The following is an 18,987-nucleotide window of genomic DNA, read 5'->3' as shown; positions in this document are numbered from 1 at the left end:
GCCGGTCAAGGAATCCCTCATGACCACACTACTCGGACACAGCTACATCGGCGGTCGCCGCAGCGCCAACGGCACGTTGCAACTGCAAAGCCTCGACGCGACCACCGGTGAACCGCTGCCCGGCACCTTCTTCCAGGCCACGGAAGCCGAAGTGGATGCCGCCGCCAAAGCCGCCGCCGCTGCATACCCGATCTACCGCAACCTGAGCGCGGAAAAACGTGCGCAGTTCCTCGACGCCATCGCCGATGAAATCGATGCATTGGGCGATGACTTCGTCGCCACCGTCTGCCGCGAAACCGCGTTGCCGGCCGGACGCATTCAAGGCGAACGCGGGCGCACCAGCGGCCAGATGCGTTTGTTCGCCAAGGTTCTGCGTCGCGGTGATTTCTACGGCGCGCGGATTGATCGTGCCCTGCCGGATCGCCAACCGTTGCCGCGTCCGGATTTGCGTCAGTACCGCATCGCCCTCGGGCCGGTTGCGGTGTTCGGCGCCAGCAACTTTCCCTTGGCGTTCTCAACGGCCGGTGGCGATACCGCCTCGGCGCTGGCGGCCGGTTGCCCGGTGGTGTTCAAAGCCCACAGCGGGCACATGGCGACGGCCGAATGGGTGGCAGACGCCATCCTCCGCGCCGCCGAGCGCACCGAGATGCCGGCCGGTGTGTTCAACATGATCTACGGCGGTGGCGTCGGCGAATGGCTGGTCAAACACCCGGCGATTCAGGCCGTGGGCTTCACCGGTTCGCTCAAGGGCGGTAATGCTCTGAGTCATATGGCCGCAACCCGTGCGCAACCGATCCCGGTGTTTGCCGAGATGTCGAGCATCAACCCGGTGTTCCTGCTGCCCGAAGCGCTCGCGGTGCGTGGCGAGCAGATTGCCGTGCAATTGGCCGCATCGGTGACACTGGGTTGCGGTCAGTTCTGCACCAATCCGGGTTTGGTTATTGGCCTGCGGTCGCCGCAGTTCAGTACGTTTCTGGAAACGTTTTGCGCCAGCATGAACCAGCAACCGGCGCAAACCATGCTCAACGCCGGCGCGCTCGTCAGCTACAGCAAAGGCCTGGGGGAGCTGCACGAACACCCCGGGCTGACGCATTTGGCGGGTAAGCCGCAACAGGGTAATCAGGCTCGGCCGCAGGTGTTCAAGGCTGATGTCAGCCTGTTGCTCAAGGGCGATGAACGGCTTCAGGAAGAAGTCTTCGGGCCGACCACCCTCGTCATCGAAGTCGAAGACCGGGCGCAGCTGACGGCGGCGCTGCACGGCCTGCGCGGACAACTGACGGCAACGTTGATTGGCGAGGCCGAGGAGTTGCTGGAATATCGCTGGCTCGCGCAGGCGCTGCAGGAAAAGGTTGGGCGGATTTTGCTTAATGGCTACCCGACTGGCGTCGAGGTGTGTGAGGCGATGGTGCATGGTGGGCCGTACCCAGCCACTTCAGATTCGCGGGGCACATCGGTTGGCACGCTGGCGATCGATCGATTCCTGCGGCCGGTGTGCTTCCAGAATTACCCGGATGCATTGCTGCCCGAGGCGTTGCAGAACGCCAATCCGCTGGGGATTCGGCGGTTGGTGGATGGGGAGCTCAGTCAGTTAGCTCTGTAGTCGTCTGAACCGACGCCATCGTCGGAACGCCGCCCGGACCAAGCCCGCTTCCACAGGATTGGGTATTGATCACAGAATCTGTGTACGACACCAATCACTGTGGGAGCGGCGGTGCGACTTGCCCGCGAAGGCGTCATCAGCCGCACCAAAGCTTTACTTGGCAGCCACCTCAGCCACTTTCACCACCGAAGGCTTCAACACCAACCACAACGCCGCCGCAATCAACACCCCACCATAGAGATGCGCCATCGACAACGGCTCATCCAGCAACAACGCTCCCCACAACACCCCGAACGGCGGGATCAGGAAGGTCGTGGTCATCGACTTCACCGGCCCGACCGAGCTGAGCAGACGGAAGTAAATAATGTACGCAAGCGCGGTGCATACCAGCCCCAACCCAAGCAACGACAACCAGACACTCCAGCCGCCCCAGCTCGCCGGTGGCTGGCTGATCACGCTGTAACCGAACAATGGCAACAAAAACAAGGTCGCCCCGAGCATGCTGCCCACCGCCGAAAGACGACTGTCGAGACCTCCCGCGTGATCGAGCCAGCGACGAGCCAGGAACCCGGCGAAACCGTAGCAGGTCGTGGCGAGCAGGCAGGCGAGGGCGCCCATCAGCAGTTGCATGTCGAACGCCACCGGACCGGCACGGGTCAGGATGCCCACGCCAAACAGCCCGAGAAACACCCCACCAAGCTTGGCGGCGGTGAGCTTTTCATGGAAGAACAGACCGCCGATCAGCACGCCCATTAATGGCGTCGTGGCGTTGAAAATCGCCGAATAGCCGGCCGGTAGCACTTGCGCGGCCACCGAATAAAGGGTCGCCGGAATCCCGGAGTTGATCACCCCGAGCAGCATCACGGTTTTGAGTTTGCCTTTGAAATCCCAACTGATGCGCATCAGCCCGAGGATCAGCAACAGGCCGACCGCGGCAATCGATACGCGGAAAAAAGCAGTGGGGATTGTGCCAATCACCGGGGCAATGATGCGCATGAACAGAAAGCTCGCGCCCCAAATGGCGGCAAGCGACAACAAACGCAGAGTATCGACGGGGTTCACAGCGCTTTCCTTCCTTGATTGGCGCGCAAGTGTCGCGCCAGTCAGGATGCAAGGCAATGGTTGCGTTGCGTAACAAAGGGCCACTAAGCTCAGGCCCCACGATAAGCATCAGCCGCCGAGGTTTTACCTATGCCGCAGCAATGGCCAGCCGCCGACATCGCCCGAATGGTCCTCGATGGCTTTGACGATTATCGCGAGCATTTCCGCCAAATCACCGACGGCGCCCGGGCTCGCTTCGAGCAGGCCAAGTGGCAGGAGACGCAATCGGCGTCGGCCGCGCGGATCAATCTGTACGAAGAAAAAGTCGGCGAAACGGTGGCACGACTGCGCATCGCGTTTGACGCCGACACGCTGGATGTCAGTTGCTGGCCGCTGGTCAAGAGCGCTTACATCACGTTGATCGACCTGCGCTTCGACGATGAACTGTCCGAGACCTGGTACAACTCGATCTTCTGCGGGCTCTTCCGCCACGACCTGATCAGCGACGGCTGTATGTTCATCCACACCACCCGACCCAGTCTGCGCCGGGCCCGCGCCGCACAAACCCGCACGTACAAGCCCCAGGGCCAGTTGTCCGGGATGCTGGCGAGCATTTTTTCCGACTACCGCTTCAGCGAGGATTACGCCAACCTGGCGGGCGACCTGAGTCGTCTCGAAGGGCAATTGCGCGAGAACCTGCCGGACTGGGTCTGCAAGGATCCGGAATTGAGCGTCGAGCTGTTTTCCTCGGTGCTTTACCGCAACAAAGGCGCGTACCTGGTCGGGCGCATCTACACCCAGGACGAACAATGGCCGCTGGTGATTCCGCTGCTGCACCGTGAAGGTCGAGGGATTCAGATCGATGCGCTGATCACCGATGAAGCGGACGTGTCGATCATCTTCTCGTTCACCCGTTCGTATTTCATGGTCGACGTGCCGGTGCCGGCGGAGTTCATCGGTTTCCTCAAACGCATCCTGCCGGGCAAGCACATCGCCGAGCTGTACACCTCGATCGGTTTTTACAAACACGGAAAATCCGAGTTCTACCGGGCGCTGATCAATCACCTGGCCAACACCGACGACCAGTTCATCATGGCCCCGGGCGTGCGTGGCATGGTGATGAGCGTGTTTACCCTGCCGGGCTTCAACACCGTATTCAAAATCATCAAGGACCGCTTCTCGCCGTCAAAGAACGTCGACCGCGCCACGGTGATCGAGAAGTACCGTTTGGTGAAGAGCGTCGACCGCGTCGGGCGCATGGCCGACACCCAGGAATTTTCCGATTTCCGTTTCCCTCTGAGCAAATTCGAGCCAGCCTGCCTTGAAGAACTGCTCGATGTGGCTGCATCCACGGTGTCGGTCGAAGGCGACACCGTGCTGATCCGCCACTGCTGGACCGAACGGCGGATGACGCCGTTGAACCTGTATCTGGAGAACGCCAACGACGCTCAGGTCCGCGAGGCGCTGGAAGATTACGGGCTGGCAATCAAGCAACTGGCGGCGGCGAACATCTTTCCCGGCGACATGCTGCTGAAGAACTTTGGCGTCACGCGTCACGGGCGGGTGGTGTTTTATGACTATGACGAGATCTGCTTCCTGACTGAAGCCAACTTCCGGCATATCCCGCAACCGCGTACGCCGGAAGACGAGATGGCGTCGGAGCCGTGGTATTCGATCGGACCGTTGGATGTGTTTCCTGAAGAGTTTCCGCCGTTTTTGTTTGCTGATGCGGGGCAGCGCAAGTTGTTTGATCAGTTGCATGGTGAGTTGTACAACGCGGATTACTGGAAGAGCCTTCAGGAGGCCATTCGCGCCGGCAAAGTGATTGACGTGTTCCCATATCGACGTAAGGGCCTCGACAACGAGTAGGACCGGAAAACCACCCCTCTCCCCAGAGGGGAGAGGGGGAAAGGGAGCAGATAATCGTGCTTTTCAGATTCTGAGTTCGACTCGATATTTCAGGTCGATGTACCTCGATAAAACACCTCGGTCAGTCCCCTCGCCCTCTGGGAGAGGGCTAGGGTGAGGGGGGGTGGGGCCCCAACTGACACGCCAAACACCCCGCAAATCTGCGACAATCGCCCCCCTGCGCCACCAGACAACTTATTGCGTACCTGATGACTGACGAATCGCCCTCCATCGACAAACTGCTGAAAAACCTCGATCACGCCATGCTCGCCGACCGCCACCGGCTGCGGCGGCAGTTGCTTGAGCTGCGCAAAAAACCTGACGAGGCCAAGCTGGCCCAGTGGGTGACGCGCATGCAGGCGTCCTGTGATCAGGTGTTGGCGCGGCGTGCCAGCTTGCCGGTGATTCGTTACGACGACAGCCTGCCGATCGCCGCCAAGCGCGACGAAATCAAAGAAGCGCTGCTCAAGCATCAGGTGCTGATCATTGCCGGTGAAACCGGTTCGGGTAAAACCACCCAGTTGCCGAAAATCTGCCTGGAAATCGGTCGCGGTCAGCATGGCCTGATCGGTCACACCCAGCCGCGTCGAATCGCCGCCCGCAGCGTGGCGAGCCGGGTCGCCGAAGAACTGGCGACGCCCTTGGGTGCGCTGGTCGGCTATCAGGTGCGGTTCGAAGATCAGAGCGATTCCAACACCCTGATCAAACTGATGACCGACGGCATCCTGCTGGCGGAAACCCAGAACGACCGCTACCTCGAGCGCTACGACACGATCATCGTCGACGAAGCCCACGAGCGCAGCCTCAACATCGATTTCCTGCTCGGCTACTTGAAAACCCTGCTGCCGCGTCGTCCGGACCTGAAAGTCATCATCACCTCGGCGACCATCGACCTGGAGCGCTTTTCCAAGCACTTCGACGATGCGCCGATTGTCGAAGTCTCCGGCCGCACCTTCCCGGTGGACACCTGGTACCGCCCGCTGACCCTGGAACAGGACGAAGAGGGCAACCGCGTCGAGGATGACTTGACGGTGGATCAGGCGATCCTCGCCACCCTCGATGAAATCGCCGCGTTCGAACGCAGCGAGCGCAAAAGCCCCGGCGATGTACTGGTGTTCCTGCCCGGCGAGCGTGAGATTCGCGACGCGGCGGACATGCTGCGCAAGGCCCAGCTCAAACACACCGAAATCCTGCCGTTGTACGCGCGGTTGTCGCCGGCTGAACAGCAGCGGATTTTCCAATCGCATCCAGGGCGCCGCGTCGTATTGGCGACCAACGTCGCGGAAACCTCGCTGACCGTTCCGGGTATTCGTTACGTGATCGACAGCGGCACCGCGCGCATCAGCCGTTACAGCTACCGCGCCAAGGTCCAGCGCCTGCCCATCGAAGCCATTTCCCAGGCCAGCGCCAACCAGCGTAAAGGTCGATGTGGACGGGTCGAACCGGGCATTTGCATCCGCCTCTACGGCGAAGAAGATTTTATCGGTCGCCCGGAATTTACCGACCCGGAAATCCTCCGTACCAACCTTGCGGCGGTAATTTTGCAGATGCTGCATCTGCGCCTCGGCGAGATCACCGATTTCCCGTTTATCGAGCCACCGGATGGCAAGGCCATCAGCGACGGTTTCAACCTGCTGCAAGAACTCTCGGCGGTCGACCGCAATAGCCAGCTGACACCGCTTGGCCGCCAATTGGCGCGGTTGCCGGTGGACCCGCGCATGGGCCGCATGCTGCTGGAAGCGGCGAAACTCGGCAGCTTGCAGGAAGTGCTGATCGTCGCCAGCGCCATGTCGATTCAGGACCCGCGCGAGCGTCCGCCGGAGCGCCAGCAAGCGGCGGATCAGGCTCACGCGCAATGGAAAGATGTGGACTCGGACTTCGCCGGGCTGGTCAATCTGTGGCGTGGTTTCGAAGAACAGCGCCAGGCGCTGACCGCCAGCCCGCTGCGCAATTGGTGCCGCAAGAATTTCCTGAATTACCTGCGTCTGCGCGAATGGCGCGACTCTCACCGTCAACTGAGCCTGATCTGCCGCGACATGCAGTTGAGCCTCAATAAAGAGCCGGCGGATTACCCGAAACTGCACAAAGCCGTGCTCTCGGGGCTGCTCAGCCAGATCGGCCAGAAAACCGAAGACGGCGACTACCTCGGCGCCCGTCAGCGGCGCTTCTGGATTCACCCGTCTTCAGGCCTCGGTAAAAAGCGTCCGCAATGGCTGATGACCGCCGAACTGGTGGAAACCACCAAGCTCTACGCGCGGATGGTCGCCAAGATCGACGCCGACTGGATCGAGCCCTTGGCCGGGCACCTGATCAAGAAAAATCACTTCGAACCCCATTGGGAGAAGAAGCGCGGCCAGGTTGTGGCTTTCGAGCAGATCACGCTGTTCGGGCTGATCGTGGTCGGACGCCGACCGGTTCATTACGGGCCGATCGACCCAGTGGTGTCCCGTGAATTTTTCATTCGTGAAGGCCTGGTGCGTGGCGAGATTCAGTCCAAGGCCAAGTGCCTGACGGCCAATGCGCAACTGCTGGAACAGCTCGATGAACTGGAAGCCAAGGCTCGCCGTCGCGACATTCTAGCCGACGAAGAAACCCTGTTCGCCTTCTACGATGCGCGACTGCCGGCAGAGATCCACCAGACCGCCACGTTCGACAGCTGGTATCGGGTCAACAGCCAGAAAGACCCGCAGCTGCTGATCATGCGCGAAGAAGACGTGCTGGCCCGCGAGGCCAGCGAAGTCACCGCCCTGCATTACCCGGACACCTTGCACATCGGTGATCTGGAGTTGGCGCTGAGCTACCACTTCGAACCTAACCACCCGCGTGACGGCGTGACCCTGCGTGTGCCGGCGCCGTTGTTGCCGATGCTGCCGCCGGAGCGTCTGGAATGGCTGGTGCCGGGCGTGATCGAGGCCAAGTGCATCGCGCTGGTTCGCAACCTGCCCAAAGCGCTGCGCAAGAATTTCGTGCCAGTGCCTGACTTCGTCAAAGCCGCGTTGCAGCGCATGACCTTCGCCGAGGGCTCGTTACCGCAGGCCTTGGGCCGTGAACTGCTGCGCATGACCGGTGCGCGGGTCAGCGATGAAGCCTGGGCCGAAGCGTCGCAGCAGGTCGACAGTCATTTGCGGATGAACCTGGAAATCGTCGACGGCCAGGGCAAGTTCCTTGGCGAAGGGCGTGATTTGGCAGAACTGACCGCACGCTTTGCCGAAGCCAGTCAGGCCGCGTTGGCCGTGCCGCAAACCGCGAAAAATCAGCAACCGGTGGAGCCGAAGGTGTTTGCCGCCGTCGCCGAGAAAACCCAACAGAAGATCGCCGGGCTCTCGATGACGGTGTACCCGGCGCTGGTCGAAGAGAGCGGTACGGTCAAGGAAGGACGTTTTTCGACGCCGGCCGAAGCCGAGTTCCAGCATCGCCGCGCCTTGCAGCGTTTGCTGATGCAGCAACTGGCGGAGCCGGCGAAATTCCTGCGCAGCAAGTTGCCGGGGCTGACCGAGCTGGGGCTGATGTACCGCGAACTGGGGCGCATCGATGCTTTGGTGGAGGACATTCTGCTGGCCAGCCTCGACAACTGCATTCTCGACGGTGAAGACCCGTTGCCACGTGATGGCGCCGGACTGGCGGCGTTGGCCGAGCGCAAGCGCGGTGGCTGGACCGAGCACGCCGAGCGCTTGGCCAAGCTGACGCTGGAGATTCTCAAGCTCTGGCACGGCCTGCAAAAACGCTTCAAGGGCAAGATTGATCTGGCGCAAGCCGTGGCCCTGAACGACATCAAGCAGCAGCTCAGTCATCTGGTGTATCCGGGCTTCGTTCGTGAAACCCCGATGCAGTGGCTCAAGGAGCTGCCGCGTTATCTGAAAGCGGTCGAGCAGCGCTTCGAGAAAATCGGCGCTCAGGTGCAGAGGGACCGGGTCTGGAGCGGCGAATTGTCTGGCCTGTGGACGCAATATCAAACCCGCGCCAACAAACATGCCCAGGAAGGTAAACGCGACCCGCAGCTGGAGCTCTATCGCTGGTGGCTGGAGGAATACCGGGTTTCCCTGTTCGCTCAGCAATTGGGGACCAAGGTGCCGATCTCCGACAAGCGCCTGAACAAACAATGGACCCAAGTTGAACCGTAAACCCTGTGGGGGCGGGCTTGTGTGGCGAGGGGATTTATCCCCGTTGGGTGGCGAAGCCGCCCCAAAACCAGCGAACTCGATGTATCAGTTACACCGAGTGTGCTGGTTTTACGACTGCTTCGCAGCCGAACGGGGATAAATCCCCTCGCCACACAAGCCCGCACAAGTCCACACAGGTTTGTGGTTACTCTCGCAAAAGGCGCCAAACCCCAACGTTTATGGCAAACTTCGCGCCTATAAACGCCGGCCCCGCGGTTTTTAGCCTTCACAGGCCTGGGCGGATCGGAATAAAGCGATGCCAGGTTTGCTTCCCCTGACGGGAGCAGATCCTTTGTGTATTGGTACGTCGGTGCCAATGCTTTCTGCCTGAACGGATTAGAGAAACGACCATGCATAACGTCGTCATCAGCGGCACCGGCCTGTACACCCCGGCCAACAGCATCTCCAACGAAGAGCTGGTGCAGTCTTTCAATGCTTACGTCGCGCAATTCAACGCCGACAATGCCGACGCCATCGCGCGTGGCGAAATAGAAGCGTTGACCGAGTCCAGTGCGGCGTTTATCGAAAAAGCCTCTGGTATCAAAAGCCGTTTTGTCATGGACAAGGACGGCATTCTCGACCCGCAACGCATGGCGCCACGCCTGCCGGAACGCTCTAATGACGAGTGGTCGGTGCTTTGCCAAATGGCTATCGGCGCTGCCGAGCAAGCCTTGCAGCGCGCCGGCAAAACCGCCGCGGACATCGACGGCGTGATTGTCGCCTGCTCCAACCTGCAGCGGGCCTATCCGGCCATCGCCATTGAGGTCCAGGAAGCCTTGGGCATTCAGGGTTTCGGTTTCGACATGAACGTCGCCTGCTCCTCGGCGACCTTCGGCATTCAGGCTGCGGCCAACAGCGTTCAACTGGGCCAGGCCCGGGCGATCCTGATGGTCAACCCGGAAGTCTGCACCGGTCACCTGAACTTCCGCGACCGCGACAGCCACTTCATCTTCGGCGACGCCGCTACCGCGGTGATCATTGAACGTGCTGACCTGGCAACGTCCAAGTACCAGTTCGATATCGTCAGCACCAAGCTGCTGACCAAGTTCTCCAATAACATCCGCAACAACTTCGGCTTCCTCAACCGCGCGGCGGAAGAGGGCGTCGGTGCCAAGGACAAACTGTTCGTGCAGGAAGGCCGCAAGGTGTTCCGCGATGTCTGCCCTATGGTCGCCGAGCTGATCGCTACGCACCTGGAAGAGAACACGCTCAACATCAGCGACGTGAAACGCTTCTGGCTGCATCAGGCCAATCTCAGCATGAACCACCTGATCGTCAAGAAACTGCTGGGCCGCGAAGCCACCGAAGAAGAAGCACCGGTGATTCTCGACACCTACGCCAACACCAGCTCCGCCGGTTCCGTGATTGCGTTTCACAAGAACCAGGACGATCTGGCCGCCGGTTCGCTGGCAGTGCTCAGCTCGTTCGGCGCCGGTTACTCGATTGGCAGCGTGATTCTGCGCAAGCGCTGAGTTCGCCTTAAAAGATCGCAGCCTGCAGCAGCTCCTGCACGGGATTGGATTTCAACGCGATATCGCAGTTGGAATTCGGTCGGTGTAGGAGCGGCCGCAGGCTGCGATCTTTTTTTGCGCCAACAAAAAAACTCGCGCTGCAGTATCGGACGGATGATGGGGACCGATACCACAACGCGAGTTTGTAAAAGCGCCTCGGGCTTCCTTGCCCGAGTCGTGTAGCGGGGGAATCAGAACTTCGCTTCGGCATCCAGTTGCAGGGTGTTGATGTCGGAGTCTTTCTTGTTGAGGCTAGCGTTGGTTTGGTCAGATGTAGCCATGAAGTACGTCGCGCCGAGGTTGAAGTTCTTGTCCAACTCGTAGCTCACTTTCAACTTGCTGCCGCGCGAACCGGTGAAACCGTTGGCAAAGTCGGAGTCGGTGAAGGCGCCGACCACCGCGTTACGCTGTACATCGCGGTAGTTGTAGTCCACTGCGAAGCCGTAGATCTTGGACTTCACACCGGCCAACCAACCAGTGTCCTGATCGTTGCTCGCGTCTTTGTTGTTGACGTACTGACCGTACAACGAGAGCGGTACTGGCAGGTTGCTGAAGTCGAGCTGACCAAAGCCTTCGTACAGTTTGAAGGTTTCGTTCGGGCTGTTGCCGTTGACGGCCAGTGCGCATGGCGCGGTGACGGTGCCGCTGGTAGGGCAGGCGCTGTTCTTGTCGTTGTCGTACGAGTAGATACTGCCGCCCAAGGTCATTTTCATGCTGTCGGTGATGGCGAAGCGCGCACCCAACTGGCCAGCGTACAGACGCAAGTCGTGTTTGAACTGCACACCTTCGCCGTCGACGTTGTCCTTGAGGGTGTAGTGACCGGCGCTACCGAACAGCTCGGTGCTGCCGCCCAGCGGGTATTTGTAAGTCGCTGCCAGGCCTTCCGGGTTGATGTCGCTATCCCAGATGATGTCGCCCATGCTCACCCATTGTTGCGGCATCTTGCCGCCGACGAGGTGCAGGTTCTTGATCGCGTCGGGGTGGTAGTCGACATAGCCCTGGTCCAGCCAGATCGACTTCTTGTCGAAGTAGTTGTTCAGGTCCTGGTTGGTGGAGCGGGCGTCGTCGTTGCTGCCGGTGGCGATACGAATACCGGTGTCGACTTGAGGGTTGATTTCGCTGTAGGCACCCAGGCGGGCACGAATGCGCTGACGATCCTGGTCTTTGCTGTTTGGAACGCCATCGTTGTGGACCGTTTCCTCACGGAAACGCACGTCACCCTTGAATTGGGTCTTGGCGGCCCACGCCAGTTTCTGGTCGAAGGTACTCAGTTCATTGGTTTTCTTCGCGGTCGCTGCGATCTGTTCGTTGGTCTCTTGTTGAGCCTGGCGGGCGATTTGCTGGTCTTTTTGATCCCTGGCCAGCTCGGCTTGCAGTTCGGTGTACTGCGCAGGCGAAATCGAGCCGTTTGCCTTGAGCATGTCGAGCAGTTTGGCGTCGACTGCGGCGCTGGCCGGAACGCTCATGGCCAGCAACAGCCCGCCACACAGGGCCGCCGCAGTTTTCGTGGAAGCAAGACGCATATCAATCTCCGAAGATGAGAGGGGATGACTGAGCCATCCAGGACACAACCGACCGTTACGGGCGGAAAACAGTGGCCGGGCTAGAACCCGACGCTCTAAAAACAGGCGCCAGTATCGCGATGGTTTATGACAGAGCAGTGGCAATGTGATGGCGTCTCGATGACGATACAAAGTCGTCGAGAACTATTGAGCTAGAGCGCTGCCGTCGAATTGCTCGTGTGCAATGCAGAGCGATAAGCGATACTCGCGATGCTTTCACGCCATGAAGAGTGAGGATGGTGATGCCGCTGCAACGTCTGCAAAGTCTGTCCGAAATCGCGTCGCAGACGTGGGATGCCCTGGTGCCTGAGAATCAGCCCTTTCTGCGCCACGCCTTTCTCGGTGCGCTGGAAGACAGCGGCAGCGTCGGTCCTCATTCGGGCTGGCAACCCGAGCATTTGTTGCACATCGAAGGCGATCGCCTGATCGCCGCGCTGCCCAGTTACCGCAAATGGCATTCCTACGGCGAATACGTGTTCGATCACGCCTGGGCTGATGCGTGTGAGCGTGCCGGCATCGACTATTACCCCAAACTGTTGACGGCTGTGCCGTTCAGCCCGGTCAGCGGCCCGCGTTTGCTGGCGGCCACGCTCGAGGACGGTTTCGAACTGTTGAAAAGCCTGCCGGGCTACCTTGAGCTCGAAGAGCTTTCCAGTGCCCACATCAACTTCACCGATCCTTTCACCGACGCGGCCTTGGCCGAGCAGCCGGGCTGGTTGCAGCGAATCGGCTGTCAGTACCACTGGCAGAATCGCGGCTATCGGGATTTTCAGGACTTCCTTGACGTCCTCAGTTCGCGCAAGCGCAAGCAGATGCGCAAGGAACGCGAACAAGTGGCGGGGCAGGGCATTGATTTTGAATGGCTTGAAGGTAGGCAACTCGATCAGGCGCAGTGGGATTTTGTCTATGCCTGCTACGCCAACACCTACGCAGTGCGTCGGCAAGCGCCCTATCTGACACGGGAGTTTTTCAGTTTGCTGGCCGAGCGCATGCCAGAATCGATTCGTGTGGTGTTGGCCAAGCAAGGCTCACGACCGGTGGCCATGGCATTCAGTCTGGTGGGTGGCGACAGTTTTTACGGTCGTTATTGGGGGTGTCTGGCGGAGTTCGACCGTCTGCACTTCGAGACCTGTTTCTATCAAGGCATGGACTACGCGATTGCCAACGGCTTCCAGCGTTTCGATGCCGGTGCCCAGGGCGAGCACAAGTTGATTCGCGGGTTTGAACCCGTGATCACTCATTCATGGCACTACCTGCGCCATCCCGGCCTGAAAGCCGCCGTCAAAGACTTCCTGCAGCAGGAGCGCGTTGGCGTGCTGGCGTATGCGCAGGAAGCTAGGACGGCGCTGCCTTACCGGCAAGACTGAGCCTCGCCCCGAGCTTCAGCTTCCTTCCTTGCCTAGCCATCGATACGTCACAAGTCCATGTAGCAGCTGGCGTAGCCTGCGTTCGGCTCGGCTCGGCTCGGCTCGGCTCGGCTCGGTCCGCGCTCGGGCGAAGCAGTCGTTAATTCAGCAGATGCGTTATGCCTGAAACACCGCGTTATAGGATTTTGCGACTGCTTCGCCCGAGCGCGGACCGAGCCGAACGCAGGCTGCGCCAGCTGCTACATGGATCTCGGCGACCGACAAAATTAGTCGATCCCGACAAACCCACCCGTCTGGTGCTGCCACAACCGCGCATACAACCCGCCATGAGCCAGCAGTTCGGCGTGGCTGCCGGTTTCGGCGATCTTGCCTTTTTCCAGGACCACCAGCCGGTCCATGCGGGCGATGGTCGAGAGCCGGTGGGCGATGGCGATCACGGTTTTTCCCTGCATCAGGGTTTCCAGGCTTTCCTGGATCGCCGCTTCGACCTCCGAGTCCAGCGCTGAGGTGGCCTCGTCCATGATCAGGATCGGCGCGTCCTTGAGCAGCACGCGAGCAATCGCAATGCGCTGACGCTGGCCGCCGGAGAGTTTCACCCCGCGTTCACCGACGTGGGCATCGAAACCGGTGCGGCCTTCGGCGTCCGACAACAACGGGATGAACTCGTCGGCGCGGGCCTTGTGCACCGCTTCCCAGAGTTCGACGTCGGTGGCGTCGGGTTTGCCGTACAGCAAATTGTCGCGGATCGAACGATGCAGCAGGGAAGTGTCCTGGGTGATCATGCCGATACGTTCGCGCAGGCTTTCCTGGCCGACTTCGGCGATGTTCTGCCCGTCGATGAGGATGCGTCCGCCTTCCACGTCATAGAGACGCAGCAGCAGGTTGACCAGGGTCGACTTGCCGGCACCGGACGGGCCGATCAGGCCGATTTTCTCTCCAGGCTTGATGGTCAGGTTGAGGTCGCCAATGATCCCGCTCTTCTTGCCGTAGTGGAAATCCACGTGCTCGAAACGCACTTCGCCACGGGTGACCAGCAACGGTTTGGCCTGCTCGCGATCAGTGACGCTGACCGGTTGAGAAATGGTCTGCAAACCGTCCTGAACCATGCCGATGTTTTCGAAAATCCCGGTGACTACCCACATGATCCAGCCAGACATGTTGACGATACGGATCACCAGGCCGGTGGCCAGGGCAATGGCGCCTACGGTGATCAGCGACTGCGTCCACAGCCACAGGGCCAGGCCGGTGGTGCCGACGATCAGCAAGCCGTTCATGCTGGTGATGACCACGTCCATGCTGGTGACTACCCGGCCGGCCAGTTGGGCTTTTTCGGTTTGTTCCTTGATCGCTTCTCGAGCGTATTGCTGCTCGAAGTTGGTGTGGGCGAACAGCTTCAGGGTGGTGATGTTGGTGTAGCCATCGACAATCCGCCCCATGAGTTTGGAGCGCGCATCGGAGGCCACTACCGAGCGATCCTTCACCCGTGGTACGAAGTAATAGAGGGCGCTGATGAAGGCGACGATCCAGGTCAGCAGCGGGATCATCAGGCGCCAGTCGGCTTCTGCGAACAGCACCAGCGAGCTGATCGCGTAGATCAGCACATGCCACAGCGCGTCCACCGCTTGCACGGCGGAATCGCGCAGCGAGTTGCCGGTTTGCATGATGCGTTGGGCGATGCGCCCGGCGAAGTCGTTCTGGAAAAAATTCAGGCTCTGTTTGAGCACATAACTGTGGTTCTGCCAGCGGATCAGGCTGGTCATGCTGGGGCTCAGGGTCTGGTGCACCAGCAGGTCATGCAGGCCAACAAAAATCGGCCGAAAAATCAGGGCTACCACCGCCATCCAGGCCAGCTCGATGCCGTGCTCCTTGAAAAAGTCGACGTTAGGCGTGCCTTGGGTCAGGTCGATGATGCGACTCAGGTAACTGAACAGCGCCACTTCGATCAGCGCACCGATCAGACCGACGAACAGCAGGACGGCGAAACTCGGCCAGACCTGCTTCAAGTAATAGGTATAAAAAGGGAGAACCCGATCCGGCGGAGCGGCCGTCGGGGCATCGCGGAAAATGTCGATCAGTTTCTCGAAACGGCGATAAAGCATCAGTTCTCCGCCCGCGCACGGGCTCTCCTTTGAACAGTGTGAGCGGCGCACTCCGGCAGCCGCCCAAGACTTCCTGTGTAGCTTAGTCGATGACTTTGGCCGACTTGATGAACACAGGGTCGGCTGGCACATCTTTCATGCCGCTTTTGGTAGTGGTCTGGGAGTTGACGATGACATCTACCACGTCCATCCCTTTGACGACCTTACCGAACACGGCATAGCCGTCACCGCTGTCGAGGAAGTCGTTGTCTTTGACGTTGACGAAGAACTGGCTGGTGGCCGAATCCGGGTCGGAAGTGCGGGCCATGGACAGCGTGCCACGGACGTTATGCAGACCGTTTTTGGACTCGTTCTTGATCGGTGCCTTGGTTTCTTTCTGTTGCATTTGTTGAGTGAAACCGCCGCCCTGGACCATGAAGCCCGGAATCACGCGGTGGAAAATCGTGTTGTTGTAGAAGCCGCTGTTGACGTAATCAAGGAAGTTCTTGGTACTGATCGGTGCCTTGACCGGGTCCAGTTCGATTTCGATCTGGCCGTTAGTGGTTTCCAGCAGCACGTGCGGCGCCTTGGCGGGCGTTGCGGCCATCAGGTTGGCGGCAAACAGAACGGAGCCAGCGACGAGGGCGATTTTTTTCAGCATGGGTCAGTGATCCTGAGTGAGGTGGTGTCGACTGCGGTGAGAAACTCGAGCAGCGTTTGGTTGAACATTTCGGGTTGATCCAGCGGGGTGGCGTGGCGCGAATCGGCGATCACCACCAGCCGCGCATCGGGCAGCAGTTTTACATAGGTCTCTTTCAGCGAGACCGGTGTGTAGTCACGGTCGGCGCTGACGATGAGGGTTGGACAGGCGACCCTCGAAAGTCGTTCCTGAACCCCCCAGCCAACGATCGCATCGAAGCTGGCGAGATAAGCATGTTTGTCGTTTTTTGCCCAGCGCTCGGCCATTTTTTGTCGCAAGTCACCCTGTTCGGGTTTGGGGAACAGCTTGCCGCCCAGGGCCGTGCCGATGGCGCCCAGACTGAGGACGCGCATCAGGCTCCAGCGCTTGAACCACTGCCAGTAATCGTCGCGGCTGCGCAGTTTGACCTCGGGCGCGCTGTTGACGATGCACAGGCTTTTGAGCAATTGCGGCTGGTCCACGGCCAGTTGAAAACCGATCATGCCGCCCATGGACAGGCCCACGTAATGAGTGGGGCCCAGGTTCAAGTGTTCAATGAGGGCGATCAGGTCGGCGCTGAACCCGGCGATGCTGTAGCGCTCGCGGGGTTTGTCGGAGCGGCCATGGCCACGCACATCCGCAACGATAACCCGGTAATGGGCAGACAGCGCCGGGATCTGCTGTTCCCAGTCCAGGGTGCTGGAACCCAGCCCGTGAACCAGCAGCAACGGCGTGCCGTGGCCATACTCCTCATAGTGCAGGTTGCAACCTTCATGTTCGAAATAGGCCATGCGTACACTCCGTGTCAGGCTTGTTCAGGGGCGGCGAAAGGTGCATCCAGCGGCGCAGTGTCGAAAGTGCGCAGCAGTTCGATGAGAATCTGCGTGGCCGGACCCAAGGGTTTGTCCTTGTTCGAGTACAGGTAGAAGCTCGGGTTGCGGCTGCCACCCTGGTCCAACGGTAGCAGCTTGAGCAGACCTTCCTTGAGTTCTCGTTCGATCATGTGCCGAGGCAACCAGGCGAAGCCCAGGCCGCTGCTGACAAAAGTCGCCGCGGTGGCCAGGCTGCCGACGGTCCAGCGCTGTTCCGCGCCGAGCCAGCCAACGTCCCGTGGCTGCTGGCGACCGGAGTCGCGGATGACCACTTGCAGCTGGCTTTCCAGGTCCTGGAAATTCAGTTCGCGATTGAGGCGGTGCAGCGGATGTTCGGGATGGGCGACTGCGACGAACTCGACGTCGCTCAATTCCGCGCCCAGATAACCGGGGATGCTGAAACCACTGATGGCCAGATCGGCCACGCCTTCGAGCAGTACTTCTTCAACGCCCGACAACACCTCTTCACGCAGACGCACCCGGCAGCCACGGCTCTGCGGCATGAACGCGGTCAAGGCGCGGACGAGGCGGGCACTTGGGTACGCAGCATCGACCACCAGCCGCACTTCTGCTTCCCAGCCTTGTTCCATGTGATGGGCCAGATCCTCCAACTGACTGGCCTGTTTCACCAGTTGCCGCGAGCGGCGCAGCAGCACGCCGCCGGCTTCGGTCAGCACCGCTTTGCGGCCGTCGATGCGCAACAGCGGCACGCCGAGCTGGTCCTGCATGCGCGCCACGGTGTAGCTCACCGATGATTGCGAGCGGTGCAGCGCTTCGGCGGCCTGGGCGAAACCGCCGTGGTCGACCACGGCCTGTAACGTTCGCCATTGATCAAGGGTCACGCGGGGCGCTTTCATGAATAGCTCCTCTTGTCCTAAGCTGGCAGTCCTTATTGGAGACTGCTGAATGAAAAAGCTTTGTTGTGTGGTATCGGGTTGTGTGCTGTTGGCGATGCTGCCGCTGACGGCGTTTGCCTATCCGATCGACGTTGAAAAACAGCTGAACGGCTTGAGCATCGACTACAACGCGTATGACACGGATAGCGACATCGCCTCCATTCAGGTGAACAACTACGGCACCACCGATGCGACCTGTAAGGTCGTTTTCAACAATGGCCCGGAAGCGCCACGCACCCGCAATATCGAAGTGGCCGCTGGTAAACACAAAAATGCCACCGCCAAGTTCAACCGGAGCATCATCAAGATGCGTATCAAACTGACCTGCACCCCCAAATGACATCAAGCGGTTGTGGGAGCGAGCCTGTGGTGAGGCGATTTAGCGAAACGTCGCACCGCCCCGTTCGGCTGCGAAGCAGTCGCAAAACCGGTGAATGCGGTTTTTCTGATACACCGTAGTCCCAGGTTTAGGGCCGCTTCGCGACCCAACGGGGATAAATCCCCTCACCACAGCTCGCTCCCACATGTCACGCTCCGCTTATAAACGAATTTATTGATGGTTTATAGCAGTTATTTGCGCTTTTTCATCGATATAACTCTGTTTAACCTTCACTCCATCGACTTACAGCATTCTCAGATGGAGGCTACATCCCATGTCCCGCGTTCTGATCATCGAAAGCAGCGCCCGTCAGCAAGACTCGGTTTCGCGTCAACTGACCCAGACCTTCATCAGCCAGTGGCAAGCCGCGCACCCGAAAGACCCGATCACCGTTCGTGACCTGGCCGTCAACCCGGTGCCGCATCTGGACATCAACCTGCTGGGCGGCTGGATGAAGCCAGCCGAACAGCGCAACGACATCGAACAGGTTTCCCTGGAACGCTCCAACCAGTTGACCGACGAACTGCTGGCCGCCGATGTGCTGGTCATGGCCGCGCCGATGTACAACTTCGCCATCCCGAGCACCCTTAAAGCCTGGCTCGACCATGTGCTGCGTGCCGGCGTGACCTTCAAGTACACCGAGACCGGCCCGCAAGGTTTGCTCAGCGGCAAGCGTGCCTACGTGCTGACCGCCCGCGGCGGGATCTACGCCGGCAGCCCGGCGGATCACCAGGAACCCTACCTGCGTCAGGTGATGGCGTTTATCGGGATCCACGACGTAACGTTCATTCACGCCGAAGGCATGAACCTGGGCGGTGACTTCCAGGAGAAAGGCCTGAGCCAGGCCAACGCCAAGCTTTCCCAGGTCGCCTAGGGCTTTAATCGCCAGATAATCCCTTGATGTTCAAGTGACCTGGCGCAACCTCTTCAAGGC

The 18,987-nt window shown here is 60.0% G+C and carries 12 protein-coding genes and 1 pseudogene; 7 read left to right on the top strand and 6 right to left on the bottom strand.

Going from position 1 to position 18,987, the window contains the following annotated elements; genetic code table 11:
- Positions 1–19: 19 nt before the first annotated feature.
- Positions 20–1,600 carry an aldehyde dehydrogenase (NADP(+)) gene (locus tag ACYZTW_RS25735; RefSeq protein ID WP_462002328.1) on the top strand — a complete coding sequence of 527 codons (1,581 nt, stop codon included), beginning with the start codon at positions 20–22 and terminating at the stop codon, positions 1,598–1,600.
- A gap of 153 nt (positions 1,601–1,753) precedes the next feature.
- Here the strand turns inward: ACYZTW_RS25735 and ACYZTW_RS25730 are convergent, their stop codons facing one another.
- Positions 1,754–2,662 carry a DMT family transporter gene (locus ACYZTW_RS25730; RefSeq protein ID WP_462002327.1) on the bottom strand — a complete coding sequence of 303 codons (909 nt, stop codon included), beginning with the start codon at positions 2,660–2,662 and terminating at the stop codon, positions 1,754–1,756.
- A gap of 129 nt (positions 2,663–2,791) precedes the next feature.
- Here ACYZTW_RS25730 and aceK point away from each other — a divergent pair, with 129 nt between their 5' ends.
- The 3 genes from aceK (at position 2,792) to ACYZTW_RS25715 (ending at position 10,181) form a co-directional block, all read left to right on the top strand.
- Positions 2,792–4,510: a bifunctional isocitrate dehydrogenase kinase/phosphatase gene (aceK, locus tag ACYZTW_RS25725; protein ID WP_462002326.1), complete on the top strand. Its 1,719-nt coding sequence runs from the start codon at positions 2,792–2,794 to the stop codon at positions 4,508–4,510.
- Between the two features lie 248 nt (positions 4,511–4,758).
- Complete coding sequence (hrpA, locus tag ACYZTW_RS25720) at positions 4,759–8,670, top strand: ATP-dependent RNA helicase HrpA (RefSeq protein WP_462002325.1); 3,912 nt, start codon at positions 4,759–4,761, stop codon at positions 8,668–8,670.
- Between the two features lie 389 nt (positions 8,671–9,059).
- On the top strand, positions 9,060–10,181 hold the full coding sequence (locus tag ACYZTW_RS25715; RefSeq protein ID WP_462002324.1) for a beta-ketoacyl-ACP synthase III: 1,122 nt from the start codon (positions 9,060–9,062) through the stop codon (positions 10,179–10,181).
- A gap of 230 nt (positions 10,182–10,411) precedes the next feature.
- On the opposite strand, the gene ACYZTW_RS25710 is transcribed toward ACYZTW_RS25715, so the two are convergent.
- Complete coding sequence (locus tag ACYZTW_RS25710; RefSeq protein ID WP_462002323.1) at positions 10,412–11,743, bottom strand: putative porin; 1,332 nt, start codon at positions 11,741–11,743, stop codon at positions 10,412–10,414.
- Between the two features lie 281 nt (positions 11,744–12,024).
- Here ACYZTW_RS25710 and ACYZTW_RS25705 point away from each other — a divergent pair, with 281 nt between their 5' ends.
- Positions 12,025–13,149, top strand: a complete 1,125-nt coding sequence (locus ACYZTW_RS25705; protein WP_462002322.1) for a GNAT family N-acetyltransferase — start codon at positions 12,025–12,027, stop codon at positions 13,147–13,149.
- A gap of 266 nt (positions 13,150–13,415) precedes the next feature.
- Here ACYZTW_RS25705 and ACYZTW_RS25700 read toward each other — a convergent pair whose 3' ends face one another.
- The 4 genes and pseudogenes from ACYZTW_RS25700 to ACYZTW_RS25685 all read right to left on the bottom strand — a co-directional run bounded on the left by ACYZTW_RS25700 (position 13,416) and on the right by ACYZTW_RS25685 (position 17,635).
- A complete protein-coding gene (locus tag ACYZTW_RS25700) occupies positions 13,416–15,248 on the bottom strand; it encodes an ABC transporter ATP-binding protein (protein ID WP_462002321.1) in 1,833 nt (610 codons plus the stop codon).
- Positions 15,249–15,330: 82 nt separating this feature from the next.
- Positions 15,331–15,888 (bottom strand): peptidylprolyl isomerase, encoded by a 558-nt coding sequence (locus ACYZTW_RS25695; RefSeq protein WP_462002320.1) that lies wholly within the window; start codon positions 15,886–15,888, stop codon positions 15,331–15,333.
- 3 nt (positions 15,889–15,891) lie between these two features.
- A pseudogene (locus ACYZTW_RS25690) lies at positions 15,892–16,697 on the bottom strand (alpha/beta fold hydrolase).
- A gap of 14 nt (positions 16,698–16,711) precedes the next feature.
- Positions 16,712–17,635: a LysR family transcriptional regulator gene (locus tag ACYZTW_RS25685; protein WP_033056127.1), complete on the bottom strand. Its 924-nt coding sequence runs from the start codon at positions 17,633–17,635 to the stop codon at positions 16,712–16,714.
- A gap of 49 nt (positions 17,636–17,684) precedes the next feature.
- Between ACYZTW_RS25685 and ACYZTW_RS25680 the strand changes: the two genes are divergently transcribed.
- Together ACYZTW_RS25680 and ACYZTW_RS25675 are read left to right on the top strand one after the other, a co-directional pair.
- A complete protein-coding gene (locus ACYZTW_RS25680; RefSeq protein WP_462002319.1) occupies positions 17,685–18,014 on the top strand; it encodes a 3-phosphoglycerate kinase in 330 nt (109 codons plus the stop codon).
- Positions 18,015–18,327: 313 nt separating this feature from the next.
- Positions 18,328–18,927 (top strand): FMN-dependent NADH-azoreductase, encoded by a 600-nt coding sequence (locus tag ACYZTW_RS25675; RefSeq protein ID WP_462002318.1) that lies wholly within the window; start codon positions 18,328–18,330, stop codon positions 18,925–18,927.
- Positions 18,928–18,987: the final 60 nt, after the last annotated feature.

This window comes from Pseudomonas sp. LB3P25, assembly GCF_054897985.1.
The sequence above is the reverse complement of the archived record's forward strand: the minus strand, read 5'-3'. Positions and strand labels throughout refer to the sequence as shown.